Below are 25,995 nucleotides of genomic sequence, written 5' to 3' on the forward strand. Positions count from 1 at the left end.
CCCGGCCTGCCATGACGACCGGTGATGTACGTGCCGAGAGCGCGGCACGGCCTCGTCGGGCCCCTGCCCCGGGGCTGCGCGGTCCACGCCGACCAGGCGAAATAGACTTGTTCCATGAGGTTGGTGGTCGACCTGCCTCGGTGCCAGGGGTACGGCCAGTGCGCTTTTGCCGCGCCGGAGGTGTTCCGGATGCGCGGCGACGAGGGCCTGCTGTACGAGCCGAACCCCGGCGACGGTCAGCGGGAGAAGGTTCTCCGGGCGGCGGCGGCCTGTCCGGTCCGGGCCATCGTGCTGGATCACCGGGCGGGTGAGGCCACCGCGGCCGGGACGACGCGGGCGCCCCACGCCTCCGCCGGGGTCGAGCGGATCGTCATCGTGGGCGCGTCGCTGGCCGGGCTGCGCGCCGCACATGCCCTGCGCCGCGAGGGTTTCGCCGGGTCGCTGACGGTGATCGGGGACGAGCCGCATGAGCCCTACGATCGGATACCGCTGTCCAAGCAGGCGCTGACGGGATGGACGTCGGCGCAGCGGACGGCGCTGCCGCGCAGTGGCGGGCTGGATGCGGACTGGCGGCTGGGGCAGCCGGCCATCGGGCTGGACCGCCGGCACAAGCGGGTGGTGCTCGCCGACGGCGAGCAGGTGGCCTTCGACCGGCTGATGATCGCTACCGGCGTGCGGGCCCGGCCGTGGCCGAAGGCCGACGAGGCGGCTCTGGACGGTCTCTGCACCGTGCGCAGCCGCGACGACGCCACCGCGCTGCAGCAACGGTTGGCCGCCCACCCCGGGCACGTGCTGGTGATCGGGGCCGGTTTCATCGGCTCCGAGGTCGCCTCCGAGTGCTGTGAGCTGGGACTACCCGTCACGGTCGTGGACCGCGGACCGGTGCCCCTGGCCGGCGCGCTGGGCGCGGCCGTCGGCCGGATCGCCGCCCAGATGCAGCGCGAGGCCGGCGTCGATCTCCGCTGCGGGATGTCGGTGGCCGCACTGGAAGGCGACGCGGACGGCCGCGTTCGCCGGGCGCGGCTGTCGGACGGCAGCATGCTGGACGTCGACGTGGCCGTCGCGGCTCTCGGCGCGAAGCGCAACGTCGAATGGCTCGACGGGTCCGGGTTGGCGGCCGGCCGCTGGGGTGTGACCTGCGACGCGGGCTGCCGCGCGTTCGACGTCAACGGCGTGGTCACCGACGACATCTTCGTGGCGGGGGACGTGGCTCGCTTCCCGCACCCGGTCTACGACTACCAGTTGATGGCCCTGGAGCACTGGGGCAACGCGTTCGACCAGGCCGAGGTGGCGGCTCACAACATGATCAGCGCGGGGCCGGATCGCTGGGCGCACATAGTCCTTCCGGTGTTCTGGTCCACCCAGTTCGGCACCGAGATCAAGTCGATCGGTGTGCCGACGTTCGCCGACGAGGTCGTGCTGACGCAGGGATCGACGGCAGACCGCCGGTTCGTCGCCGCGTACGGCCGCCAGGGCCGAATCACCGCCGCGGTCACCTTCGACCAAGGGATGTGGCTGGAGTTCTACGGCCGGCTCATCGAACAGGCCGCGCCGTTCCCGCCGCGGTTGCGCACCGTCGACCCGCCGTCGACCCGGCGGCCCGTGCCCGCCGAGATCCGCGAGGCGCCGCCCGTCCATGCCACGGTGACCCTCACCGGCCACCAGCCCAGCGAGCGCCATGCCGTGCTGGTGGACCGCGCCTGAGCGCCGCCCCGATCAACCTGGAAGGGAGCCGTCATGGCAGGTGCGAGTGTCTTCGAGCAGATCCTGGACTACGCCCACCGGGCCGACCCCTACCCGCTGTATCGGGAGTTGCGCACCGAACCCGTGTGGCGGGAGGCCGATGGCGGCTACGTCGTCAGCAGGTACCGCGACATCATCGCCCTGCTGCACGACCCGCGGACCAGCTCCCGGGAGGTGGGTCTCGGAGGCTTCATCTCCCAGGACCCGCCGCGACACGACCACATCCGCCGGATCCTGTGCCGGCACTACGGACCGCCGGCAACACCCGACCGAATCGATCGTATGGGGCCCGACCTCCTGGACATCGTCACCGGACTGATCGATCACGTCACCGGCCAGACCGAGCTCGATCTCGTCGACGACTTCGCCTATCCACTGCCGGTGACGGCGATCTGCCGGCTGCTCGGCGTGCCGCTGGAGGACGAACCCCGGTTCCACGTCTGGGCCGACGCCGTGGTCGAGGGCCTCGGTCCGCAGGCCCGCAGGGTGGAGGAGGCGCGCCGCAAGGCCGATGACGCCCTCGCCGAGATGGGCGAGTACTTCGCCGCACTGATCGACGCCCCCCGCGCGGTCGCCGGCGAGGACCTGCTCTCCGCGGTGGTCACCGATGAGACCACCTGGCAGGGGATCTCGCGTGCCGAGCTGGTGTCCAATGCGTCCCTGCTACTGATCGCCGGACACGAGACCACCGTCAACCTCATCGCCAACGGCATGCTCACCCTGCTCCGGCAACCGGACATGCTCGGCAGGGTCCGCCACGAACCCGACTTCGTCATCCGCGCGGTCGAGGAGCTGCTCCGCTACGAACCGCCGGTCCACTTCCTGATCCGCACGGCACTGGACGACATCGACATCGCCGACACCACCATCCCGGCCGGCGCCACGATCCACCTGGTCCTCGCCTCCGGCAGCCGGGATCCCGACCACGTGCCCGATCCGGACCGATTCGACCCCGACCGGCACGACCTCGAGCGCGTCGACATCAGCCGGGGGCAGAGCGAGCACCTGGGCTTCGGCGGCGGCGTCCATTACTGCTTCGGCGCGCCACTCGCCCGGCTGGAGACGCAGATCGCGCTCACCGAACTGGCCCGGCGGCTGGAGAACCCCCGCCTGCTCGCCGACCCGCCGCCGTACCGGCCCAACCCCGTCCTCCGTGGCCCACGGCACCTTCCCATCGCCTTCGACCGCGTCCGTCCCGCCGAGGAACGCGGTGTTCCCGGCGTCCGGGTGAGCCTGTAGATCCGGGTGAGCCTGTAGACCACGTCACGGACTCGCCATGGCCGATCATGCGGCACCGTCATCCCCGTGGCGATGCGGGTACGCCGACAGCTCAGGCGACCTTCGGAGTGGCCCGTTCGATGATCGCGGAGAAGTCCATGCCGGCCGGCAGGGTGCCGAAGGCCGTGCCCCAGTCCCCGCCGAGCCGCGACGCGCAGAAGGCGTCGGCGACCGCCGGATGGCCGTGCCGTACGAGCAGCGAGCCCTGCAGCGTGAGGGCCATCCGCTCGACGATCCGGCGGGCCCGGAGCTCGATGCCCGCCACGTCGCCCAGCTCCGCGCGCAGCGCCTGTACGGCCTCGTCCAGCCGGTGGTCGGCGCCCTGGGCGGCGTCCAGCTCGGTGAAGAACGCCTCGACGGCCTGCGGCTCCTTGGCCATGGCGCGCAGCACGTCCAGCGCGGCGACGTTGCCGGAGCCCTCCCAGATCGAGTTGAGCGGGGACTCGCGGAACAGCCGGGGCATGCCCGACTCCTCCACGTACCCGTTGCCGCCCAGGCACTCGAGCGCCTCGGCGGAGTGCGCCGGCCACCGCTTGCACGTCCAGTACTTGCCGACCGCGAGGGCCAGCCGCTTGAAGGCCGTCTCGTGCTCGCGGTCACCGGCGCCGCCGCGCACCGACCGGTCGGTGGCGCCCGCCAGCCGCATCATCAGCGTGGTCGCCGCCTCCGACTCGATCGCCAGGTCGGCGAGCACGTTGCGCATCAGCGGCTGGTCCAGCAGGTACTTCCCGAACGCCTGCCGGTGCCCGGCGTGATGCGCGGCCACGGTGAGGCCCTGGCGCATCCCGGCGGCCGCGCCGATCACGCAGTCCAGCCGGGTCATGTTGACCATCTCGATGATCGTGCGGACGCCGAGGCCCTCCTCGCCGACCCGCCAGGCCACCGCGTTCTCGTACTCGACCTCGGCGGAGGCGTTGGACCTGTTGCCGAGCTTGTCCTTCAGCCGCATCAGCCGCATCGAGTTCAGCGAGCCGTCCGGCAGCACCCGCGGCACCAGGAAGCAGGTCAGCCCCTCGGGGGTCCGCGCCAGGGTGAGGAAGACGTCGCACATCGGCGCGGAGGTGAACCACTTGTGCCCGACGAGCCGGTACTGCCCGTCCGGCTGCGCGGTGGCCGTCGTGGTGTTGGCGCGGACGTCCGAGCCGCCCTGCTTCTCCGTCATCGACATGCCCGCCAGCAGGCCGGTCTTGGTGAGCGGCGCGCGCAGCCCGAAGTCGTACGACGCGGTGGTCAGCAACGGCTCGTAGACCGCCGCCAGCTCGGGACTGCGCCGCAGCGCGGGTATGGCGGCGTACGTCATGGAGATCGGGCAGCCATGGCCGGCGTCGACCCGCCAGGCGTAGAACTTGGCGGCCCTGGCCACGTGGGCGCCCTCCCGGTCGTCGGCCCAGGGGGCGCCGTGCAGGCCGTGCCCGACCGCGACGCGCATCAGCTCGTGCCAGGCCGGATGGAACTCCACCTCGTCGACCCGGTTGCCGTACCGGTCATGGGTGCGCAGCACCGGCGGGTGCTCGTTGGCCAGCCGTCCCCACTCCTGGGCCTGCTCGGTGCCCGACAGCCGGCCGAGCTCGTGCACCTCGGCGGCCGCCCAGCCGGCCCCCTCCCGGACCAGCCCGTCCAGCAGTGCGGGGTCGTCCGCGGCGTCGTAGTCCACCAGCGGCGGGACCTGGTTGAAGACGTCGTGCGTGGTCGTCGCCGGGCCGTTCGCGGGCTGGTCGGTCACGGGGTGGCTGGTCATGGGGTGGCTCCAAGGGCGCGCTGGGCGAAGAGGATCAGATCGGGAATCGTCTGCGGGGTGGCGGCACCGGCGGACAGTGGGCCGACCAGCGCCTCGCCGATCGCCCCCACCAGCGCGGTGGCGCTCAGCTCGGGGTCCTGCTCGGGCAGCTCGCCGGACTCGACTCCGGATCGGACGAAGGTGGCGAAGACCCGGGCGTACTCCCGCCGGAAGACCAGCCGCTCGGCGTCCACGGCCAGGTCCACCGGCTCGGCGAGCAGCGCGTACGCCATCCGGGGGGAGCGCAGCGCGCGGCCGGCGAAGGTCTCGATGGCGGAGGCGATCCGCTCCCCGGCCGTGCCCTCCAGCAGACCGGCCCGGACGACGGCGTCCACCTCGCGCTGCGACGCCGTACGGAACACCTCGGCGACCAGATCGGCTTTTCCGGGAAAATGCCGGTACACGCTGCCGGTGGCGACGCCCGCGCGGTCCGCGACGGCGGCGACCGAACAGCCCGCGTAGCCGTGCTCGGCGACGATCTCCAGTGCGGCGGACAGGATCCGCGCACGGGAGGCGTTCAGCCGGGCCGTGACCCGTTCGGTTCTCCGGTACGCCATACAAAGATTGAATCTTAGTTCATTTCTTTGGGCAAGGGCTTTTCCGCGGGGATTCCCGGTGGTGCCGGGGTCGTGCCCGCGGCCTCGGCCCGCGCCGGGAACCCCCAGGAACCTTCTGCCTCCCCGTACCGTTGTCCCGGTCGGCGGGAGAGGGGATCAAGGATGCGATTTGTGCGTGGAGTGGCGGCCGCGGCCGGTCTGGGCGCCGTTGCGGCGGTGGCCTGGGCCGCCCGGGAGATACCGGCGGCGCTGGGCGGGACCCCGGAGGGCGAACGGATCCGGCGGTCGCCGCAGTTCCGCGACGGAGTCTTCCGCAATCCGCCGGGGGTGGACCGGGGAGTGGTGCCGGCGCCCGCGGGGTCGATCGTGCGGGAGATGCTCTTCGGCGGCCAGCGCCGCCATCCGGCCCTCCCGATCCCGGTGGTGGCGGCGCCTCCCGCCCAGCCGGCGGCCGAGGGGCTGGCGGTGACCTGGTACGGGCACGCGAGCGCGCTGGTGGAGATCGAAGGCCGCCGGGTGCTGCTGGACCCCGTGTGGAGCAAGCGCTGCTCGCCGTCCCAGTCGGTCGGGCCGAGCCGGATGCATCCGCCGCCCGTGCCGCTGGAGACGCTGCCCCAGCTCGACGCGGTCCTGATCTCACACGACCACTACGACCATCTCGACCTGCGGAGCATCAAGGCGCTGGCACGGACGCAGACCGCGCCGTTCGTCGTGCCGCTCGGGGTGGGCGCGCACCTGGAGCGCTGGGGGATCGAGCCGTCGCGCATCATCGAGCTCGACTGGGGCGAGAGCGCGCCGGTCGCCGGGCTGGAGCTCGTGGCGACCTCGGCCCACCACTTCTCCGGCCGGGGCCTGGCCCGCGACCGCACCCTGTGGAGTTCCTGGGTCGTCGCGGGGGAGCACCGGCGGGTGTTCTACAGCGGGGACTCCGGCTACTTCCCCGGTTACGCCACCATCGGCGCGGAGTACGGGCCGTTCGACCTCACGCTGATCCAGATCGGCGCGTACAGCCCGCACTGGGCGGACATCCACATGACCCCCGAGGAGGGCATCAGCACCCACCTCGACGTGCGGGGCGGACTGCTGGTGCCGGTGCACTGGGCGACCTTCGTGCTGGCCATGCACGACTGGTCCGAGCCGGTCGAGCGGCTGTGCGCCGACGCCGCCTCCCGCGGCGTGCGCGTGGCCGTTCCGCGCCCGGGGGAGCGGATCGACGTCGACGCCCCCGCGGCGGTCGACCACTGGTGGCGCGAGATCGCGGGCACTCCGCCCCCGCGGCGCGACCTCGGCAACGTGATCGATCTGGCGGCCTCACCGGCCCGCGAGCGCCGCGACCTGGTGGACCCGCTGGCCGACGAGGCCGCCGCCGACTGACGCCCGCCTCGCCCGCCCGGCGGTGCTCATGCGGGCGCGCCGGCCGGACGATGCCCGCACCCATTCCGTGATCATGCAATCAATCGTCGAACGATTGCGTGATCACGGAGAGGGAGGTGGCGTGCACCCGTCAGGCGTCAGGCATCACCCGTCGTCCGTCAGGTGCTGGCGGCGGTGGTGTGTGCCCTGGCGCCGAGCCAGGCGACGTAGCCGGCGGTGCCGAGGGCGCCGAGCCTGCGGGTCCGGGAGCTGCTGAGGGCCAGTCCGAGGGCCAGCTCGATGGCACCGTTGCGATACACCCACTGGCGGGTGTCCTCGGGGAAGGCGAGCTTCGAGACCCCCTCGAACAGACCGGGGGCGGCGAAGTGCAGGGCACCGGTGCCGGCCAGCGCGATGCCCGCGCTACGGACGGAGAACAGCGACATGGGGGGTGTCCTTCCCTGGGTGGGTGCTGCTCGGTGAAGGTTGCTCGCACAACCATGACACTGGATCACTCAGCTCGCGATGGCGGGGTCGGCCTCCGCGGCGGCCGGGGAGAAGGTGTAGTGGTCGAGGTCGAAGTGGCGGCTGGCCCACCAGAGCCGTAGGCCCGACTCGGGCCGGACGAAGGGCGAGTCGCCGTGCCGGTCGAAGTAGTAGCTGTTGGACCCGGCGCAGCCGGGCTGAGTGAAGATCGTGTGCTGCATCCGCCTGCGCATCTCGGCGGTGTACGCGTCGTGTGGGCGCCGCTGCACCACCATCCGGGTCGCCCCGCGCCTGCGGGCCTCGGTGACGCAGCGCACGATGTGCCGGACGTTCGCCTCGATGATGGTGAACCACGAGGCACCGGTGACCGAGTACGGCCCGTTCATCAGCCAGAAGTTGGGCGCCTGCGGCACCGAGATCCCCTGGTAGTTCTGGTAGCGGTTCCGGTCCCAGTACTCGCCCAGCTCGACCCCGCCCAGCCCGACGACCGGGAACGCGGGCATGGCCCCCAGCTCGAGGATCTTGAACCCGGTGGCCAGTATCAGGGTGTCGATCTCCCTGGTGCGGCCGTCCGCGGTGACGACGCCGGTCGCGGTGATGCGCGCGATCGGCTCGGTGACCAACTCGACGTTGCGCCGGTTGAAGGCGCGGAGGTAGCGGTTGGAGAACGAGGGCCGCTTGCAGCCGAAGCTGTAGCGCGGGGTCAGCTCGCGTCGCGTCTTCTCGCTCCTGACCTGGAGCCGCAGGTGGGCCCGGCAGATGCCCTCGACGCCCCGGACGAGGAACGGCAGCCGGGTGTGGTGCACCACGCCCAGCACCATGATCAGCTCGGTGGCGGCGGTGGTGCCGGCCCGGACCGCCCACTGGACCGGCGGCACCCAGCGGAACAGCCACCTGATCGGGGCGACGATGGGAACGTCCATCTTGGGGAAGACCCAGATCGGGGTGCGCTGGTAGACGTCGAGCCGTTCGGCCAGCGGGGCGATCTCCGGGATGACCTGGAGCCCCGAGGCCCCGGTGCCGATGACCGCGACGCGCCTGCCCTCGAGGCCGTACGAGTGGTCCCAGCGGGCGGTGTGGATCACCTTGCCGGTGAAGTCGCCGAGCCCCTCGATGTCGGGCCGCTTGAGCTGGTCGAGCGGCCCGACCGCGGCGACCAGGAATCGGGCGGTGACGACCCCGCGATCGGTGTGGACCCGCCAGAGGTCCGCCGCCTCGTCGAAGACCGTCCGGTCCACGTGCGTGCTCAGCCGCAGGTGCCGGCGCAGGTCGTACTTGTCCGCGCAGTGCTCGGCGTAGGCCCGCAGCTCGGAGCCCGGGGCGAACGACCGGGTCCAGGACGGGTTCTGCTCGAAGGAGTAGCTGTAGGTGGCCGAGGGGATGTCGACGGCCACCCCCGGATAGGTGTTGTGCCGCCAGACCCCGCCGACGCTCTCCGCCGCGTCCAGGATGACGAAGTCGTCGATGCCCGCCTTCCGCAGCTTGATGCCGACCCCCAGGCCCGAGAAGCCGGCGCCGACGATGACCACCTCGTGATCGGGCTCGATGCTCACGTGGACTCCCTCCGGGTTTCGCATACCGAAGGTATTTGGATGCCGTTGGTGTGTCAATGAGTATCTGGATACCATCGGTATCTGGCATGATGGGGTCCCATGGCGAGACTGAGCAGGGCGGAGAGCCAGGCCCGGACCCGGGAGCTGCTGCTCGCGACGGCCCGCGAGCTGTTCCTCCGCGACGGCTACCACGCCACGTCGCTGGAGAAGGTCGCGGATGTGGCGGGGTTCTCCAAGGGGGCGGTCTACTCCAACTTCGGTACCAAGGACGAGCTCTGCCAGACCGTCATCGATGCCGTACGCGGCGAGCAGATGCACGCCATCCTGGCGGCCTTCACCGCCGAGGGATCTCCCGAGGATCGTCTCGCGGTGTTCGAGACGTGGGCAGAGCGCATGCTGGGCGACCCCGGCTGGACCCTGCTGGAGGCCGAGTTCGCCATCCACGCCGCACGCCGTGAGCCCCGGCTGCGTGCCCAGGTCGCAGCGGGCGGGCGAGTCGCCGGTGACGCGCTCCGGCTGCTCATCGAGGAGGAGCTCCGGCAGCGCCCCCGCGACCTGCCCATGCCGGTGGCAGAGCTGGCCGAGACGCTGCTCAGCCTGGGCATCGGCCTCGGCGTGCGCCGCGCGCTCGACCCCGCGCTGTCCCCACGCCCGCTGCCCGACCTGGTGCGGATCCTGCTCGACTACCCGGCACCCCCGGGCTGACGCCGGGCTCACGTGCCCGGGGCTCGTCCTGGGGCAGGCGGCCTGTGGCCGTGGCTTCGGGGGGCGGTTGTGCGCTCCGTCTCGGCGAGACCATGATCATCGGTCGATAGGCTTGAACACCCGGTTGCCCGCAACACCCGAAAGGGAATCCCCGTGCCCGACAGCGAGGACGACGACATCCGCTCCTACGTCGCCGCGTGCCCCGTCACTCCACGACTGGCCGAGCAGATCGCCGGTCTGGCGGAACTGCCGTGGGACGACCATGAGGTCACCGGCCAGGCCATGCGCCGCCTCGGCTGGGACAACGATCCTGAGACGGTCCTCGACGAGGTGCGTTTCGTCACGGACCGGGGGCACCTCGTCTACGGCGACTTCTGCTTCGCCATGCCGTTCTCCTACTCCTACACGGTCGGCGGGGAGCTGATGGAAGAGGACTTCTGGGGTTCGCTGCCCGGCTGGTCCAGCCGGCGGGACGCCGGTACCGAGGAGTTCGACGCGCACCTCACCGCCGCCGTCGACCGGTTCGCCGAGCACCTCGGCCCGCCGCACCATGACGTCAGGAAGGAGGGCCGCACCGTCTCCACGGGCCGCTACTCGTGGCGGTACGCCGCCTGGCGCCGCGGCGGGAACCTCCTGGTGGTCGGCCAGGACCTCGATCCCTTCTCCTACTCCCAGTTCGAGGAGTCCCTCGTCTACATCGGTGCCCTCGCCGAGGACGCGCCGTTCCCCGAGGCCGCCGAGTTCCCGAAGTTCCTCACCTGGTGAGTGCTCTCCCACGACGGGGGATCACTGCCGGAGAAGGGGTACTGACGGGCTCTCAGACCGCCGCGGCCGTCCTGGTGTGGTCGAGGGCCGCGGCGTACCGCTGGAGGACGATCTCGGCCAGTTCGGGAGCCGCTCCCAGGACGGGGGAGACGGCGGTGGCACCGGCGGCCAGGGACTCGGCGCGTACCTTGTCGGCGAAGTGGCCGGGGGCCAGGAAGTACGAGGCGACCACCACGCGGGGCGCGCCCGCGGCGTACAGGGACCGGACGGCCTGGGCGGGGGCCGGGCGGGCGGCGGAGGCGTAGGCGGGGCGGACGGCCCACCAGCCCCGCGCCGACCAGGTCCGCGCCATCGACTCGATCACGGCGTTGGCGGCGGGGTCGCTGGAGCCCGCCGAGACCAGCACGACCGCCGTGGACGGGTCGCCGATCTCGACGCCCGTCTCGGCCAGCCGTCGTTCCAGGGCGCTCAGCAGCAGCGGATGCGGGCCGAGCGTGCCGGTCGTGCGCATCCGCAGGCGCGGATGCAGGGCGGCGACCTCGGACAGCACGCCGGGGATGTCGATCTTGCTGTGGTACGCCGCGGTGAGCAGCAGGGGCAGCACCACGGCGGCGCCCGTCCCGCTCAGGGCCAGGCCGCCGAGAACGTTCGCCGGCGTCGGCGGCGCATGGTCGAGGTACGAGGTGAGCACCCGGGCCGAGGTACGGCCCCGTACCAGGGACAGCAGCTCCTCCACGGCGGCCGCCGCGCGCGGATCGCGAGACCCGTGCGCCACCGCCACCAACGGCACCCTCCCGTCGTGATCATGCAATCGTTCGTCGACCGATTGCATGATCACGGCGGGGGTGAGGCGGGGACGGGGACCGCGCAGGTGGTAACTCAGCGGGTGGGAGCTCATAGGTGGATGCCGCACTCGGTCTTGCCGGAACCGGCCCAGCGGCCGCTGCGGGGGTCCTCGCCCGGGGCCACCCGGCTGGTGCAAGGCTCGCAGCCGATCGACGGGTAGTCGTCGTAGTGCAGCGGGTTCACCAGCACCCCGTTGTCGGCCATGTAGTTGTCCATGTCCGCCTCGCTCCAGTCGAGGATCGGGTTGACCTTGACCATGCCGCGCTTGCGGTCCCACTCGACCACCCGGCGGTCCTTACGGCTGGCGGTCTCGTCGCGGCGGATGCCGCTGAACCAGGCCATGTAGCCCTCCAGGGCCCGGCCGAGCGGCTCCACCTTGCGCAGGTGGCAGCACAGGTCGGGGTTGCGGCCGTACAGCCGGGGGCCGAGGTCGCGCTCCTGCTCCGCCACGGTGCGGGTGGGCGTCACGTTGATGACGTTCACCGGGTACACCGCCTCCACCGCGTCGCGGGTGCCGATGGTCTCGGCGAAGTGGTAGCCGGTGTCGACGAACAGCACGTCGATGCCGGGCTTCACCTTGGACACCAGGTGGATCAGCGCGGCGTCGGACATGGACGAGGTCAGGCAGATGCGGTCACCGAAGGTCGCGGACGCCCACCGGATGACCTCGAGGGCGGACGCGCCCTCGAGAGCGTCGGCGGCGGAGTCGACGATGTCCTGGAGGTCCAGTGTGGGGCGGAGAGCAGGGCGGACGGTCTCAAGAGTGGTCACTTCGGCACGGTTCCAATCCCGAGGAATTTCAGCTTGAAGGCACGGGCGCACCCCCGGCAGTACCAGCCGGCCCCCTCGCCGGGGCCGGCGTTGTACGGCTCGAGGTCCTCTTCGCCGCAGTACGGGCAGTAGAACGGAGCCGCGCGTTCGCTCATTCCGCTTCCACCACCCTGTCGTCGGTCGTCTGGATCACGGTCACTGCAGGTCGTCGTCGGAGGCGCGCTGCGTCCACTCGGCGAAGGTCTCGCCGTCGGCACGCTGCGCGTCGTACCGGCGAACGACCCGCTCCACGTAGTCGGTGAGCCCGGCGGAGGTGGTCTTCAGCCCGCGGACCTTCTTGCCGAACGAGGCGCCGACCTGGCCGCCCAGATGGATCTGGAAGCCCTCCACCTGGTCGCCGTTCTCGTCCACCACCAGCTGACCCTTGAGCCCGATGTCGGCGACCTGGATGCGGGCGCAGGCGTTCGGGCAGCCGTTGATGTTGATCGTCAGCGGCTGGTCGAAGTCCGGCAGCCGCCGCTCCAGCTCGTCGATGAGGTCCATGCCGCGCTGCTTGGTCTCGACGATGGCGAGCTTGCAGTACTCGATGCCGGTGCAGGCCATGGTCTGCCGGCGGAACGTCGACGGGTGGACCTGCAGGTCGTGCTCGGCGAGCTCGGCCGCGAGCGCCTCGGTCCGGTCGCCGGGGACGTCGAGGATGACCATCTTCTGCTCGACGGTCGTGCGGACCCGGCCCGAGCCGTACTCCTCGGCGAGGTCGCCGATGACCTGCAGCAGGTCGCCGTTGAGCCGGCCGACCTTGGGCGCGAAGCCGACGTAGAAGCCGCCGTCCTTCTGCGGGTGGATGCCGACGTGGTCACGGCGGGGGAGCGGGGCGGCCGGGGCGGGGCCGTCCGGCAGCGCGAAGCCGAGGTACTCCTTCTCCAGCACCTCGCGGAACTTCTCCGCACCCCAGTCGTTGACCAGGAACTTGATCCGGGCGCGGTGCCGCAGCCGCCGGTACCCGTAGTCGCGGAAGATGGCGATGATGCCCTTCCAGACCTCGTGCACCTGCTCGGGCTTCACGAAGGCGCCCAGCCGCTTGGCGAACATCGGGTTGGTGGACAGGCCGCCGCCGACGAAGACGTCGTAGCCGACCTCGCCGGCCTCGTTGACCACGCCGACGAAGGCGATGTCGTTGATCTCGTGGACCGTGCAGTGCGCGGTGCAGCCGGATATGGCCGACTTGAACTTGCGCGGCAGGTTGGAGAACTCCGGCGAGCCGATGTAGCGGTCGTGCACGTCCTTGATCTGCGGGGTGGCGTCGATGACCTCGTCCTCGGCGATGCCGGCGAGCGGGCAGCCCAGGATCACGCGGGGAGTGTCACCGCAGGCCTCCATGGTGGACAGCCCGACCGCTTCCAGCTCCTCCCAGATGGCCGGCACCGACTCGATCTCGATCCAGTGCAGCTGGATGTTCTGCCGGTCGGTGACGTCCGCGGTGCCCCGGCCGTACTTGTTGGAGATGGACGCGATCGCCCGCAGCTGGGCGGGGTCGAGCTGGCCGCCGTCGATGCGGACCCGCAGCATGAAGTAGCGGTCGTCGAGCTCCTCGGGCTCCAGGATCGCGGTCTTGCCGCCGTCGATCCCGGGCCTGCGCTGGGTGTACAGCCCGAACCAGCGGAGCCTGCCGCGCAGGTCGGCCGGGTCGATCGAGTCGAACCCCGCCTTGGAGTAGATGTCGATGACCCGGCGCCGGACGTTGAGCCCGTCGTCGTTCTTCTTGTTCTCTTCGTTCTTGTTCAGCGGCTCGTGATATCCGAGGGCCCACTGGCCCTCGCCACGCTTTCGCTTCACGGTTTGCTTCGGTGGCACGGCGCGCGTCCTCAGGATCTTGTTCGTGAGGGACGCGTGAGGCACCGGCGTAGACGGCCGCAGGCCCAGATCGCAACATTGCGTCGCTAGGAGATGTGACACCGCCGGCACACCACGCGCCCACTAGTCAGATGGGGCGGGGGAGGGCGTCACAGACAGATTGCGGTGCTTACGCGGAGAAAATCGACATGGCGGCGCATCACCAGCAGGGGATCCGCAGCACTCATACCCCGACTCTGACACGCGGCGTGGAAGATTGTCCAGCCGCGTCCGGCATATGGACAGGCACGTGAGAAGGTGTTCATGACGTCATCCCTGCCGGATCCAGTTGACCGGAGGCTCGGTCCGCGCCTCCTGAGCGGCGCTCCCGGACGAGGATCCGGGACGGGCGCCGGCGGCCCGGCCGCCCGTCTCGCCGGCCGGGACCGTCTCGCCCGCCGGGGCGGAGGCGGGCTGGTGCTGGCAGTCGCACCAGCTGCCACCGCGGCACTGCCCGTGGTCGCGGTTCCGGCACGCCGTGCAGATCATGCCTTCAGTGTCACCCGAGGTCCTGAGTGCTCTGTGCACCACCCGCCGCGGCACCCACGATGAGCGCCCGGGCCGTCGCCGGCGGCGCCCGCTCAGCGCATCCGGCGGTGGCGCAGCATCCTGCCCATGGCGGCGATGGCGGCGACGGTGCCGATGGCCATGATGCTCCTTCGGGCCCGGGAGCCCCTGGGGTGGGCGTTCATCCGCCGCGAGGCACTCTCGATCTTCGATTTTCTCATGGTCTTCATGGTGTTCCTCACCTCAGGGTCATGGCCACGAACGTGCGTGGACGGCGTACGGTCAGGTCAAGGTCTACGCCGCGAGCCGCGGAGGCCGCCGCGTCCGAACCAGGAGTCTCCCCAGCCGATCCCGCCCCAGAACCCCCACCCGGCACCATTTACCATGGCTTTCACTGAAACAGAGGCGTGTGATATCCATCACGTGGATCCGGCGATACGGCGTGGCGAATGGCCGAACCATGTCCGCCGCGTTTGCCTCCAACTCACTAGGGCACGGGTGCGCGAAGCCTCCCGGTAAGAGACAGGCCCGCCGGTGATCCGAGAAATGGGCGATGCGACGTGCTCCGGACAGCCAAGGCCCTACGGTAGATGCCCGTGACGACCGTCTCCGATGCCTCCGGTCGGGTAGCCGAGCCCGCCGTCTCCGAGCGCACGCCGGCGGGCGTCCGGGTGACCCTCTGGCGGCTCGTGTGCAGCACTTCGGTCGCGGCCTTCCGCTACCGGGTGACCGGGCTGGCCGCGGAGGCCGCGTTCTTCGCCCTGGTCTCGCTGCCGTCGCTGGTGCTCGGGCTGATCGGCACGATGGGGCACTTCAGCGGCGCGCTGGGCGAGCCGACGGTCACCGAGATGCGCGAGTGGGTGATCGACAAGTCCTCGACCATCCTGACCCCGGACACCGTCTCGTCGGTCGTCGTCCCCCTGATCGATGACGTGATCAAGGGGCAGCGCGTCGAGATCGTCTCGGTCAGCTTCCTGATCTCACTGTGGGCGGGCTCGCGGGCGATGAACGTCTACGTCGACACGATCACCATCGCCTACGGCCTGTCCGGCATCCGCGGGGTGATCAGGACCCGGCTGCGCGCGTTCCTGCTCTACCTCGGCGGACTGGTCGGGATGCTCATGGTGATCCCGCTGCTGGTCGCGGGCCCCGCGCTGGTGCGGCAGGCCCTCCCGTCGACGGCGCACTACGTCCAGTTGCTCTACTGGCCGACCGTCGTCGCGCTGTCGATCCTGCTGCTCGCGGTGCTCTACCACGTCAGCGTTCCGGTCCGTACGGCCTGGTGGCGCGAGGTGCCGGGGGCGGTCCTTGCGATGATCATCTGGATCGTCGGCAGCGTCCTGCTGCGCATCTACCTGGCCGGTTCGCTGTCGGGGGTCTCGGCGTACGGGTCGCTGTCCGCGCCGATCGCGCTGCTGGCCTGGCTGTACGTGGCGGCGCTGGCCGTCCTCATCGGCGCGGCGCTGAACGCCGAGATCGACAAGCTGTGGCCGAGCGCGGGCACCGCCCGGGCCCGGGCGGTGCGGGCCGACACCGAGGCGGCCGCCGCGCAGGAAAGTCACCAGCAGGGTCACTGAAGGGCCTCTCCTGTGCTCCGCCCACCGGCGTTCATGCAGGTCATTGGGTAAAATTTCTGCCCTGTTTATGTTCTTGCGTCCTAAACGTGACGTAATCTCCCGAAGCATGACCCCACGTCCAGAGCCCGGGCAACTGCGCACCGTCACGGAGACCGTGCCGGTCTCCGCCATCGACGGGCCGGTGCTGGCCCATGAGCACCTGCAGATCGATCTGCGCTGGCCGGTCCGGATGCCGTCGGATCCGCGCCGGTGGCTGGACGAGGAGTCCAAGGTCACCAACGAGCTGATCGACCTCCGCGACGAGCACGGCCTGAGCCTGGTGATCGACCTTACCGGCTGCGCGGTGGGACGTGACGCCTCCACGCTGGCCCGGATGAGCGCCCGCAGCGACGTCGCCGTGGTCGCCGCGACCGGCATGCTCGCCGAGCCCTTCCACCCCGACTTCGTCCGCAACGGCGACGTCGACCGGATCACCCAGCGGCTGCTGGCCGAGATCGGGTTCGGCATGGACGGCACCTACATCCTGCCCGGGGTGATCGGAGAGATCGGCACCTGGGGGAGCACGCCGACCGAGGCCGAGGAACGGTGCCTGCGCGCCGCGGCGCGGGCCGCGCTGCAGTCGGGGCTCGCGGTCGCCACGCACGGCCAGGCCGGCCTGGCACAGCTGGAGATCCTGGTCGGCGAGGGCCTGCCCACCGACTGGATCGCCGTCGGCGGCCAGGACCTCAGCGAGGACGTGGCGGTGCACCGCAAGATCGTCGAGTCCGGGGCGTACGTGTCCTTCGGCATGCTGGGCCGCGCCACCACCCCCGGGAACCCGGCGAAGGCCGACGAGGACGGGCGGCTGAGCCGGGTGCTGGCACTCATCGAGGCCGGGCACGCCGACCGGGTGCTGCTCTCCGGCGGGGTCTCCCGGATGGACCATCTCGCGGAGTACGGCGGCACCGGCTACGGCTACCTCTTCCGTACCTTCCTGCCCGCCCTGCGCTACCACGGCGTCGATGAGGCCACGTTGTGGACCATCGTGCACGACAACCCCCTGCGCTGGCTGACCGGCGTCTCGAGCCTGCCAGAGGCCTGACCCGGCCCCACGGGACCCGGGTTCCGGCGGAGAGCGGCCGGGGCCGCGGGGCCGAGCCCGTGGAGGCGGGGAAAAAGAGGTGGAGGCCGGCCGCGGCCGCGGCTAATCTGAGGAGGCCGCGAGAGACGTGGCCCTTTGCCGGAGGAGGTGAGCCTGGATGGCTGTCATGGCCGTGCGCGCTCACCGTCCCGTCCTCCAGGGTGCCCGCCTGATCTGACGCCTGTTCCAGGCGACCGGGCACCCGTGTTCGAAGGGTGCCTCCGTTGGCCTCCGAAGCTTCTCCCGCCGGCTCGCCCGGCTCTTCCGGTGACCCGTCCGGCCTCCCGGACGACCCGTCCCTGCACGACCCGTCCCTGCACGACCCGTCTCCAGACCAGCCGTCTCCCCGTCACCGGGCCCTGCGTCGGGCGTCCCTACGCGACCTCGGCTGGGACGCGGGTTTCGCGGCCGCGTTCGAGCCGTACGCCGGCCGGCTGCCCGGCCGGATCTCCCGGGTGGACCGGGGCGTCTGCGACGTCCTCACCGCGGCCGGCGAGCTCCGGGCCACCTGGTCGGCGGAGATCCGCCGGGCGTCCGCCGCGGATCCGGTGGCCCTGCCCTGCGTGGGCGACTGGGCCGCCCTCCATATTCCCTCCGGTGCCTCTCCCGGCATGTCGCTCGATGCCCTTCCCGGCGGCGCCGTCGAGCTCGCCGCCGTGCTGCCCAGGCGGACGGCGTTCGTCCGCGGCGGGGTGGGCCGGGGTTCGCGGGCGGGCATGTCCGGCGATTCCCAGGGCCAGGTCCTGGCGGCCAACGTCGACCTCGCCTACGTCTCCGAGCCGGCCACGACGTCGGCCGGGTTCGCCGCCTCGAACATGAGCCGGATCGAGCGGCTGCTGGCGCTGGCCTGGGAGAGCGGAGCGACCCCGGTCGTCGTCATCACCAAGGCCGATCTCGCTCCCGACCTGCCCGCGCTGCTGACCGAGGTCCGTACGGCGGCTCCGGGCGCCGAGGTGCACGCCGTCTCCGCGCTGACCGGCGAGGGGCTGGAGGCCCTGCGGCTCCCGGCGGGCCGGACGGCCGTGCTCCTGGGCCGCTCCGGCGCGGGCAAGTCCACGCTCGTCAACGCACTGGCCGGTGCCGAGCTCATGGACACCCAGGAGGTCCGTACTGCCGACGGCCGCGGCCGGCACACGACCACCCACCGCGAACTGCTCGTCCTGCCGGGCGGCGGCCTGGTGATCGACACGCCGGGCGTGCGCCGGATCGGCCTGTACGACGCGGACCAGGGGCTGGCCCAGGCCTTCACCGACATCGAGGAGCTGGCGGCGGACTGCCGGTTCACCGACTGCGGGCACCAGGGCGAGCCCGGCTGTGCCGTGGCGGCCGCCATCGAGGCCGGTGAGCTGCCGCGCCGGCGGCTGGACAGCTGGCACAAGCTCCGCAAGGAGGCGGCCTGGATGGCGGGCCGTACGGATGCGCGCCTGCGGGCCGAGCAGACCCGCCACTGGAAGATCATCAGTAAGGAGATGCGGCGATCCGGCCGGAATCGTCCGTGAGCACATCTCGGGAGGAAGGCGGCATAGCGCCCTGAGGGGGTAGGACCAGACCAGAGGAAGTGGTGCTGGTGGCATGGAGCCGCAGATCGGCGCGGAGGGGCCAGGTCCGGCTGCCCTTCGCCGACCGTGCCGAGGCCGGCCGGGAGCTCGGCGAGCGGCTGGTGTCACTGGAGCTGGACCGGCCGATCGTCCTGGCACTGCCCCGGGGCGGCGTCCCGGTCGGCCTGGAGGTCGCCCGGCGGCTCGGTACGGCCGACCGGCCGGCGCCGCTGGAGGTCCTGGTCACCCGGAAGATCGGGTACCCGCCCCAGCCCGAGCTGGGCGTGGGCGCGATCGCCGAGGGCGGAGAGCCGGTCCTCGACCAGGGGTTGCTGGACCGGCTCGGCCTCTCCGCGGACGATCTCGCCGAGACCGTGCGCGGTGAGCGGGCCGAGCTGGCCCGCCGGGTCGCCGCCTACCGGGGGGACCGGCCGCTCCCGGCGCTGCGCGGCCGTGCCGTCGTCGTCGTGGACGACGGGCTGGCCACCGGGGGCACGGCGCGGGCGGCGTTACGGGCCGTACGGCGGCGGCGGCCGTCCCGGCTGGTGCTCGCGGTGCCGGTCGCGGCCGTCCAGGCCATGCACGCCCTGTCCGGCGGGCCCCCCGACGGTGCGGACGATCTCGTGGTGGTCGCCGCGCCGAGCACCTTCCGGGCGGTGGGATACTGGTATCGGGACTTCGGACAGCTCACCGACGCGAACGTGGTCACACTGCTGGCCCAGGCGACGGCGAGCCCGTAGGTGTGCACGCAAACGGCCCCGCAGACCAAGCTGCGGGGCCGTACGTTCTTCGCCTGGGGTTGTTGTCGTCCAGGGGGTTACCTCTGCGTGTCAGGCGGCGTTGGCGCGGCGCATCCGGCGGCGGCGCTCCGAAGCGCGCTCGTCCTCGTTCAGGCCGCCCCATGTGCCGTACTTCTCGGGCCGGGAGACAGCGTAGTTAAGGCAGTCGGTCCGCACGGGACATCCCATGCAGACCTGCTTGGCCTTGCGCTCGCGAATATCGCGCTCTGGCTGCCGTTCACCGTCGGGGCCGAAGAAAAGTACGAGGTCTTCCCCCTGGCACGCGGCGGCGTCCTGCCAGCCCCAGCTGGGACGGGGAAGATTGGCCTGCCGACGTACCTGAGCCATGGAACACTCACCTCGTTGATTGTGCTGAGCAATTTCGGACATGGACGCTGGACGTGCTTGGAAGCGCCGAAAGTTCCAACGTCTGGAAGTGCCGCTCTGTTCCCCTAAGATGGAGTTGGCGCGGCGTGAAACCCACGAATGGGGCCTCGGAGAGGTTACACGAGGGCAGCCTCGTTGAGAAGGGTCATATCCCGGATTCGGTATGACCTGACGTTCTCGTTGCACTCGGCGCCGCAGCCGCCGTCGGCCTCGGACAGCTCGACGGACGCCTGGTAGCGGTCCCCGCCGGCCTTCACGACCACCGTGACCCCCCGGGCGCCGCCGGTGACCGATTCCACGCCGACCGCGTCGACCCCCAGGAGACCGGTCCGCTCCCGCACGTGGTGCTCGAGCGCCTGGGCCGGCTCGGGCAGTCCCGCCCGGCCGCGGAGCCGTTCGAGGGCCACCTCGCCGCGCAGGTAGGACTCGACGGCATGGATCGCCTCGGCCCCGCCGAGGTTGCCGTAATAGAGCCCATGCGGCAGACACGCCAGGTTCGCCGCGTATCGGTCCCCGCCCAGATGAGTGGTCTCCCAGACGAGGTCGCCGAAGCGGGCGTGCAGCTCCCGGGCCAGCGGCGCCCCGGTGCGAGCACAGCAGGCGTTGCGGCGGCCGTGGGTGCACACGAGCAGGAGCGGGCCGGTGACCGGCTCGCCGAAGCCCGGCCGGACACCCGCGGCCACCGCCGCCAGGTCCAGGCCGGCCAGTTCGGCCGGATCGTGCAGCTCCCGGCCCTCGACCCAGACGTCCGAGCCCTGGGACCAGCCGGTGTACACCTGGAGCGGCGGGGTGACCCGCCGCCGGCCGGCCCGCCGGATGAGCTGGGGGCGTACGCCCGCGCGCCCGGCCTCGGCGACCGCCGAGGCCATCGGTGCGGGAAGGTCCATCTTCTCGATGCGCTCGCCCCACGGGCCGGGATGCTCGAGGAGCAGCCAGCCGCGGGCCTTGGTGGTGGCGGTGGCCAGGCACGGCAGCTGACCGGTGTGACTGCCGGGGCAGTGCTCGCACCGCTTGGAGTGTGCCGGCTTGCTCACGCACCCCACCTCTCCGGTCGCTCCAGCCGTCCGCCCTGCCTGTTTCTTGAGATTAGGTGAGACTAACCTAAGTTGATATTGGGGGGCCAGTAAAAGTGAGGCACCTCATACCCCGGCGACCCCACGTGTGCCATCCCGCGCGGGACGGCTCAGGCGCCGGGCGGGTCCGCCAGTATCCGGCGGGCGGCGGGCAGCGCGGCCGCCCGGTCGGCGGCGACCAGTCCGATCCGGGTACGCCGGTCCAGCAGGTCGGACTCGTCCAGGGCGCCCTCGTGCCGCACCGCCCAGGCCAGCTCCGCGCCGGTCACCGGCAGCCCCGCGACCACCGGCTCCAGCAGCGCCGGATCCTGCCGGGCCAGCTCCAGGAGCCGCGGCGCCTCGGTCCCGTACCGCTCGATCAGCCGGCGTGGTGCCCGCAGCCCGGTGAGCGTCCGGCGGGAGGCCGCGCCCACCAGCGGCAGCCGCCCGGTCCGGCACGGGCCTGCGGGCAGGCCCCGGGCCGCCACGACGGCGTCGACCGCGTCCTGGGCCATCCGCCGGTACGTGGTGAGCTTGCCGCCGACGATGGTGAGCACCCCGTCGGCGGAGGTCAGCACCGCGTGCCGCCGGGACAGGTCGGCGGTGCGCCCGGAGGTGGAGCCGCCACCGGTGTCGAGGAGGGGGCGCAGCCCGGCGTAGGCGCCGGCCACCTCGTCCCGGCGCACCGGGACCTCCAGCGCGGAGCCGAGGATGTCGAGCAGGAAGCCGATGTCGGCCTCGGGCGCCTGCGGCACCTCCGGGATGGGGCCGTCGACCGGCTCGTCGGTCAGTCCCACGTACACGCGGCCGTCCCCCTGCGGCAGCACCAGCACGAACCGGTTGCTCTCGCCGGGGATCGGCAGGTGCAGCCCGGTGGACAGGCCCCCGCCGAAGGTCTCCGCCCGGAGCACCAGATGCGTGCCGAGCGAGGGCCGCAGCCGTACGCCGTCGACCAGCCCACCTGCCCAGACCCCCGCGGCGTTGATCACCGCGCGGGCCCGCACGGTGAACTCCCGGCCGGTCCGCTCGTCGCGGACGAGGGCCTCCATGGGGGCGCCGGGGCGCACCCGCGTACCGCCGCCGAGGGCGAGCGCCCGGCAGCGGGTCAGGACCCGGGCCCCGTGCGCGGCGGCCGTGCGGGCGATCGCGGTCACCAGCCGGGCGTCGTCGCTGAGCTGGCCGTCCCAGGACAGCAGTCCGCCGCGCAGCCCGTCGCCGCGCAGCACCGGGGCGAGGCGCATCGTCCGCGCCGCCGACAGCCGCCGCGGGCCGGGCAGCGTGCCGCGCCGGGTGCCCACGGACAGCCGCAGCAGGTCGCCGGCGGTGAACCCGATCCGGGCCATGGTGCCCTGCCGGGCGGACGTCAGCGGGTTGAGGGGCAGCACGAACGGCAGTGCCCGCACCAGATGGGGGGCGGTGCGCTCCATCAGCACGCCCCGCTCGACCGCGCTCTCGTGGGCGATGTCGAGCTGGCCGGAGGCCAGATAGCGCAGTCCGCCGTGGATCAGCTTCGAGCTCCAGCGGGAGGTGCCGAAGGCCAGGTCGTGCGCGTCGATGGCCGCCACCGACAGGCCGCGGGAGGCGGCGTCGAGGGCCGCTCCGGCACCGGTGGCGCCCAGGCCCACGACCAGCACGTCCACGAGCGCGCCGTCCGCCAGCTCGGCGAGCTCACGGTCCCGCCGGGCCGCGTTGAGCGAGGAGCCGCCTTCCGCCGCGGGCATGCTCATGACGTTCCTCCTGGCTTCCCGCCGACGTTTCTGTCGGCATTCCGGTCGGCATTCCGGTCGGCACCGCTCCGGGCGTCCCTGCTCCTGGCGCTGCTCTCGGCGTTCCCCGGGGCGGCCGTCATGGCGCGAGGGTCCTGTCCAGGATGTGCCGCAGCTCCTGGTCGAAGGCCTCGGCGCTCAGCTCGGGATCGGTGCCGGTGGTCATGGTGTGCAGTGACAGCGCGAAGGACTGGACCACCAGGAGCAGGGCGCGTGCCTGCCGGACGGCGTGGTCCGGGCGGATCGACCCGTCGGCGTGCCCGTTCCGCAACGCCGTCTCGAAGAGCTCCAGAAAGGCCTCCTGGCTGGCGCCCACGCGGTCGAGCACGTAGGGGAGCAGCAACTCGGGATCGACCTCGACGATCTTGCGGAGGAGCGGGTGCGCGCGGAACGCCCGGACGCCGGTGACCAGGCTGTCGACCAGCTGGGTGCGCACGTCGGGGTCGCCCTGGGCGCTCCGCGGGACGGAGGTGGCGACGGCCACCCACTCGCGGGTCATCAGGTCGCCGACCAGGGTGCGCACGTCCGGCCAGCGCCGGTAGAGCGTCATCCGGGACACCCCGGCGCGCCGGGCGACGTCGGTCAGGGTCGTCCGGCGGACGCCGACGGCAAGCACACAGTCGCGTGCGGCATCGAGTACGGCGTCGTTGTCGACACCCTGGCGAGGCCCCGGATCCAGCTCCGGCTGGTTGTGACGATTCGACGTCATATGTCACAGTGTAAGCCATAACAGGGTGAGCCGGCGCGGGACGCCCGCGACGACCACTCCTGGCGTGACGGGCGGAGAGGGGTGCTTGGGTGGAGATGCTGTGGAGCGGCTGGGGGGATCCCGCCAGGGCGACGCCGCTGCCCGAGCCGGTGGTCGGGCTGCTGCGCGAGCTGCTGGGGGTCAAGCCGTCCGAGCTGCCGCCGGTGGCCCTCGACCAGATCGCCGTCGCCGCGTCCCGGCTGAGTCCCGCGGCGCGCGAGGCGCTCGCCCGGGCGGTGTCCGGCGGGCTGGTGCCGGGGGAGGCACCCCCCTTCCTGCGGACCGACGACGAGAGCCGGATCCGGCACACCCGGGGCAAGTCCACCCCCGACCTGCTGCGCATCCGTACCGGTGAGACGTCCGACGCCCCCGACGCGGTGGTGCTGCCCGGCGACCACGACGAGGTGATGGCGGTGCTGCGGGCCTGCGCCGAGCACGGCGTCGCCGTGGTGCCCTTCGGCGGCGGGACCTCGGTGGTGGGCGGCCTCGCACCGCGGACCACGGGCCCGTTCGTCGCCCTCGACCTGGGCCGCCTCGACCGGCTGGTCGGCCTCGACCCGGTGTCGCGCACGGCGACCCTGCAGGCGGGCCTGCCCGCACCCCGGGCCGAGGCACTGCTCAACGAGCGGGGCTTCACGCTCGGGCACTTCCCGCAGTCCTTCGAATGGGCCACCATCGGCGGGTTCGCCGCGGCCCGGTCCAGCGGCCAGGCCTCGGCGGGTTACGGCCGGTTCGACGAGATGGTGGTCGCGCTCACCGCCGCCACCCCGCAGGGCACGCTGGAGCTCGGCCGCGCGCCCAAGTCCGCGGCCGGGCCCGACCTGCGGCAACTGGTGCTGGGCTCCGAGGGCGCCTTCGGCGTGATCACCTCGGTCACCGTCCGGGTGCACCCGGTGCCGGCCGTCAAGGTCTACGAGGGCTGGCGCTTCCCGTCCTTCGAGGCCGGGGCGGCGGCGCTCAGGGGCCTCGCCCAGGACGGCCCGCTGCCCACGGTGCTCCGCCTGTCCGACGAGACCGAGACCATGGTCGGCCTCGCCGACCCCGAGGCCATCGGCGCGCGGCGGTCCGCGGGCTGCCTGTCGATCGTGGGCTTCGAGGGCACCTCGGCCGACGTGGCGGACCGCCGGGCCAGGGCCGGAGAGGCGCTGGCCCGGGCCGGGGGAGAGCTCCTCGGCACGGAGCCGGGGGAGGGCTGGGCGCACGGCCGTTTCGACGCGCCGTACCTGCGGGACGCGCTGCTGGACGCCGGGGCCTTCGCCGAGACCCTGGAGACGGCGACCTTCTGGTCCCGGCTCCCGGCCCTGTACGACGCCGTACGGGACGCCCTCACGACCACGCTGGCCGGCGCGGGCACCCCTCCGCTGGTGATGTGCCACATCTCGCACGTCTACCCGACCGGGGCGTCGCTCTACTTCACCGTGGTGGCGGCGCAGGGAGACCCGGTGCTGGAACACTGGGCGCGGGCCAAGCACGCGGCGAGCGACGCGATCATCGCCGCGGGCGGCACGATCAGTCACCACCACGGGGTGGGCACCGACCACCGCGACTGGTACGCCCGGGAGATCGGCCCGCTCGGCATGGACGTCCTCCGCGCGGTCAAGGACCGCCTCGACCCCGAGGGGATCCTGAACCCGGGCGTGCTCATCCCCGGCGGGCCCGGCGTCCCCGTCTCCTCCGTACCGGCCTCACCTGGACCGGCCTCACCTGGACCGGCCTCACCTGGACCGGCCTCCTCCGGACCCGGGAAGTGAGTCCCTCGATGCGACAGTTCACCGCGGTCGTCAACCCGTCCGCCGGCACCGGGGGCGGCGCCGCGGCCCTGATCCCGCTGGCCCGGCTGCTGCGCGAGGCCGGTGCCGGGCTGGAGGTGGAGTACAGCCGCGGGCTGGCCCACGCGCGGGAGATCGCCCACCGTACGGCCGCGCAGGGCGGTGTGGTGCTCGGCGTGGGCGGTGACGGCATGATCGGCTGCGTCGGCGGGGCGCTCGCGGGCACCGGCGCGACCTTCGGCATCGTGCCCGCCGGGCGGGGCAACGACTTCGCCCGCCAGCTCGGGCTGCCGGCCGACCCCGCGGGGCTGGCGGAGGTACTGCTGCACGCCGAACCGCGGCCGGTGGACGTCATCGACGCGGTCACGGGCGCTGAGCCGTCCGGGGATTCCGGCGCGGAGCCGTCCGGAGAGCGGGCCGCAGAGGGGGCCTCCCCGGTCCGGATCCGCGGGACGGTGGTGCTGGGCAGTGTCTACGCGGGGGTGGACGCCGTCGCCAACCGCAACGCCAACCGCAGCCGGCTGCTGCGCGGGAGGGCCTCCTACACCTTCGGGGCGGTCCGGGCCGTCGCCTCCTGGCGGCCGGTCGAGTACCGGATCACCGTGGACGGGGAGCCGTACGACCGGCCCGCCTACACCGTGGTGGCGGCCAACTCGGGTTTCTACGGCTCCGGCCGGCACGTCGCCCCGGCCGCGCGGGTCGACGACGGGCTGCTCGACATCGTGATCGTCCGGCACGCGCCCCGGCGGCTGTTCTTCGCGGTGATGCGCGAACTCGAGGACGGCACGCACGTACGGCGCCCCGAGGTGGAGGTGCTGCGTGGCCGGGAGGTCAGGATCGAGGCCGACCGGGATCTGCCCTGGGGCGCGGACGGAGAGGTCGACGAGCGGCTCCCCGTCACCGCCCGGATCGTGCCGGGAGCGCTCAACGTACTGATGTGACGGACGACACTCTGTCCTATTCCGCGAACTTCATTGCGCTTTGCCAGGTCATTACAGATAGGCGGATAGTTTTCCTGTTACGCC

General features: G+C 72.2%; 25 protein-coding genes. 11 read left to right on the top strand and 14 right to left on the bottom strand.

Features of this window, described 5'->3' with window-relative positions; translation table 11 throughout:
* Window positions 1-114 precede the first annotated feature (114 nt).
* Both ACRYCC_RS19450 and ACRYCC_RS19455 read left to right on the top strand, forming a co-directional pair.
* Complete coding sequence (locus ACRYCC_RS19450; protein WP_433814002.1) at window positions 115-1,704, top strand: FAD-dependent oxidoreductase; 1,590 nt, start codon at window positions 115-117, stop codon at window positions 1,702-1,704.
* Window positions 1,705-1,737: 33 nt separating this feature from the next.
* Entirely contained in the window at window positions 1,738-2,982 is a 1,245-nt protein-coding gene (locus ACRYCC_RS19455) for a cytochrome P450 (RefSeq protein WP_433814004.1), read from the top strand.
* Between the two features lie 91 nt (window positions 2,983-3,073).
* Here ACRYCC_RS19455 and ACRYCC_RS19460 read toward each other — a convergent pair whose 3' ends face one another.
* A complete protein-coding gene (locus tag ACRYCC_RS19460; RefSeq protein ID WP_433814006.1) occupies window positions 3,074-4,759 on the bottom strand; it encodes an acyl-CoA dehydrogenase family protein in 1,686 nt (561 codons plus the stop codon).
* Entirely contained in the window at window positions 4,756-5,355 is a 600-nt protein-coding gene (locus tag ACRYCC_RS19465) for a TetR/AcrR family transcriptional regulator (protein ID WP_433814008.1), read from the bottom strand. The genes ACRYCC_RS19460 and ACRYCC_RS19465 overlap by 4 nt, the downstream gene beginning before the upstream one ends.
* 162 nt (window positions 5,356-5,517) lie before the next feature.
* Between ACRYCC_RS19465 and ACRYCC_RS19470 the strand changes: the two genes are divergently transcribed.
* A complete protein-coding gene (locus ACRYCC_RS19470) occupies window positions 5,518-6,729 on the top strand; it encodes an MBL fold metallo-hydrolase (protein WP_433814010.1) in 1,212 nt (403 codons plus the stop codon).
* Between the two features lie 158 nt (window positions 6,730-6,887).
* On the opposite strand, the gene ACRYCC_RS19475 is transcribed toward ACRYCC_RS19470, so the two are convergent.
* Entirely contained in the window at window positions 6,888-7,154 is a 267-nt protein-coding gene (locus tag ACRYCC_RS19475) for a DoxX-related protein (protein WP_433814012.1), read from the bottom strand.
* Window positions 7,155-7,223: 69 nt separating this feature from the next.
* Complete coding sequence (locus tag ACRYCC_RS19480) at window positions 7,224-8,747, bottom strand: flavin-containing monooxygenase (RefSeq protein ID WP_433814013.1); 1,524 nt, start codon at window positions 8,745-8,747, stop codon at window positions 7,224-7,226.
* 99 nt (window positions 8,748-8,846) lie between these two features.
* Between ACRYCC_RS19480 and ACRYCC_RS19485 the strand changes: the two genes are divergently transcribed.
* Window positions 8,847-9,452, top strand: a complete 606-nt coding sequence (locus ACRYCC_RS19485) for a TetR/AcrR family transcriptional regulator (protein WP_433814015.1) — start codon at window positions 8,847-8,849, stop codon at window positions 9,450-9,452.
* A 153-nt stretch (window positions 9,453-9,605) separates the two neighbouring features.
* Window positions 9,606-10,217: a hypothetical protein gene (locus ACRYCC_RS19490; protein WP_433814017.1), complete on the top strand. Its 612-nt coding sequence runs from the start codon at window positions 9,606-9,608 to the stop codon at window positions 10,215-10,217.
* 52 nt (window positions 10,218-10,269) lie between these two features.
* On the opposite strand, the gene ACRYCC_RS19495 is transcribed toward ACRYCC_RS19490, so the two are convergent.
* From ACRYCC_RS19495 to ACRYCC_RS19520, 6 genes are all read right to left on the bottom strand, one after another.
* Window positions 10,270-11,049 carry a sirohydrochlorin chelatase gene (locus ACRYCC_RS19495; protein WP_433815011.1) on the bottom strand — a complete coding sequence of 260 codons (780 nt, stop codon included), beginning with the start codon at window positions 11,047-11,049 and terminating at the stop codon, window positions 10,270-10,272.
* 62 nt (window positions 11,050-11,111) lie between these two features.
* Complete coding sequence (locus tag ACRYCC_RS19500) at window positions 11,112-11,834, bottom strand: phosphoadenylyl-sulfate reductase (protein WP_433814019.1); 723 nt, start codon at window positions 11,832-11,834, stop codon at window positions 11,112-11,114.
* Entirely contained in the window at window positions 11,831-11,989 is a 159-nt protein-coding gene (locus ACRYCC_RS19505) for an Insertion element protein (RefSeq protein WP_433814021.1), read from the bottom strand. Before ACRYCC_RS19505 ends, ACRYCC_RS19500 begins: the two co-directional genes overlap by 4 nt.
* A gap of 40 nt (window positions 11,990-12,029) precedes the next feature.
* Window positions 12,030-13,670 (bottom strand): nitrite/sulfite reductase, encoded by a 1,641-nt coding sequence (locus tag ACRYCC_RS19510; RefSeq protein ID WP_433814023.1) that lies wholly within the window; start codon window positions 13,668-13,670, stop codon window positions 12,030-12,032.
* 327 nt (window positions 13,671-13,997) lie between these two features.
* Window positions 13,998-14,216: a hypothetical protein gene (locus ACRYCC_RS19515; RefSeq protein ID WP_433814025.1), complete on the bottom strand. Its 219-nt coding sequence runs from the start codon at window positions 14,214-14,216 to the stop codon at window positions 13,998-14,000.
* Window positions 14,217-14,308: 92 nt separating this feature from the next.
* Window positions 14,309-14,455: a hypothetical protein gene (locus tag ACRYCC_RS19520; RefSeq protein WP_433814027.1), complete on the bottom strand. Its 147-nt coding sequence runs from the start codon at window positions 14,453-14,455 to the stop codon at window positions 14,309-14,311.
* A gap of 369 nt (window positions 14,456-14,824) precedes the next feature.
* On the opposite strand from ACRYCC_RS19520, the gene ACRYCC_RS19525 reads away from it, so the two are divergent.
* From ACRYCC_RS19525 to ACRYCC_RS19540, 4 genes are all read left to right on the top strand, one after another.
* The gene (locus ACRYCC_RS19525; RefSeq protein ID WP_433814028.1) at window positions 14,825-15,811 is read left to right on the top strand and encodes a YihY/virulence factor BrkB family protein; all 987 of its coding nucleotides are present in this window, start codon (window positions 14,825-14,827) and stop codon (window positions 15,809-15,811) included.
* 106 nt (window positions 15,812-15,917) lie between these two features.
* On the top strand, window positions 15,918-16,892 hold the full coding sequence (locus ACRYCC_RS19530) for a phosphotriesterase family protein (protein WP_433814029.1): 975 nt from the start codon (window positions 15,918-15,920) through the stop codon (window positions 16,890-16,892).
* Window positions 16,893-17,155: 263 nt separating this feature from the next.
* On the top strand, window positions 17,156-18,430 hold the full coding sequence (gene rsgA, locus ACRYCC_RS19535) for a ribosome small subunit-dependent GTPase A (RefSeq protein ID WP_433814031.1): 1,275 nt from the start codon (window positions 17,156-17,158) through the stop codon (window positions 18,428-18,430).
* 62 nt (window positions 18,431-18,492) lie between these two features.
* Window positions 18,493-19,209, top strand: a complete 717-nt coding sequence (locus tag ACRYCC_RS19540; protein WP_433814033.1) for a phosphoribosyltransferase — start codon at window positions 18,493-18,495, stop codon at window positions 19,207-19,209.
* A gap of 90 nt (window positions 19,210-19,299) precedes the next feature.
* Here ACRYCC_RS19540 and ACRYCC_RS19545 read toward each other — a convergent pair whose 3' ends face one another.
* The 4 genes from ACRYCC_RS19545 to ACRYCC_RS19560 form a co-directional block, all read right to left on the bottom strand.
* Entirely contained in the window at window positions 19,300-19,596 is a 297-nt protein-coding gene (locus ACRYCC_RS19545; protein WP_433814034.1) for a WhiB family transcriptional regulator, read from the bottom strand.
* A gap of 155 nt (window positions 19,597-19,751) precedes the next feature.
* Complete coding sequence (locus ACRYCC_RS19550) at window positions 19,752-20,669, bottom strand: ferredoxin family protein (RefSeq protein ID WP_433814036.1); 918 nt, start codon at window positions 20,667-20,669, stop codon at window positions 19,752-19,754.
* 149 nt (window positions 20,670-20,818) lie between these two features.
* Window positions 20,819-22,408: a glycerol-3-phosphate dehydrogenase/oxidase gene (locus ACRYCC_RS19555; protein WP_433815013.1), complete on the bottom strand. Its 1,590-nt coding sequence runs from the start codon at window positions 22,406-22,408 to the stop codon at window positions 20,819-20,821.
* A gap of 124 nt (window positions 22,409-22,532) precedes the next feature.
* Window positions 22,533-23,162, bottom strand: a complete 630-nt coding sequence (locus ACRYCC_RS19560) for a TetR/AcrR family transcriptional regulator (RefSeq protein ID WP_433814038.1) — start codon at window positions 23,160-23,162, stop codon at window positions 22,533-22,535.
* 95 nt (window positions 23,163-23,257) lie between these two features.
* On the opposite strand from ACRYCC_RS19560, the gene ACRYCC_RS19565 reads away from it, so the two are divergent.
* Together ACRYCC_RS19565 and ACRYCC_RS19570 are read left to right on the top strand one after the other, a co-directional pair.
* Window positions 23,258-24,952 (top strand): FAD-binding oxidoreductase, encoded by a 1,695-nt coding sequence (locus ACRYCC_RS19565; protein WP_433815015.1) that lies wholly within the window; start codon window positions 23,258-23,260, stop codon window positions 24,950-24,952.
* Between the two features lie 8 nt (window positions 24,953-24,960).
* Window positions 24,961-25,911, top strand: a complete 951-nt coding sequence (locus ACRYCC_RS19570) for a diacylglycerol kinase family protein (protein ID WP_433814040.1) — start codon at window positions 24,961-24,963, stop codon at window positions 25,909-25,911.
* The last annotated feature ends 84 nt before the right edge of the window (window positions 25,912-25,995 follow it).

The organism is Actinomadura scrupuli (genome assembly GCF_050971785.1).
Lineage (GTDB): Bacteria > Actinomycetota > Actinomycetes > Streptosporangiales > Streptosporangiaceae > Actinomadura_E > Actinomadura_E scrupuli.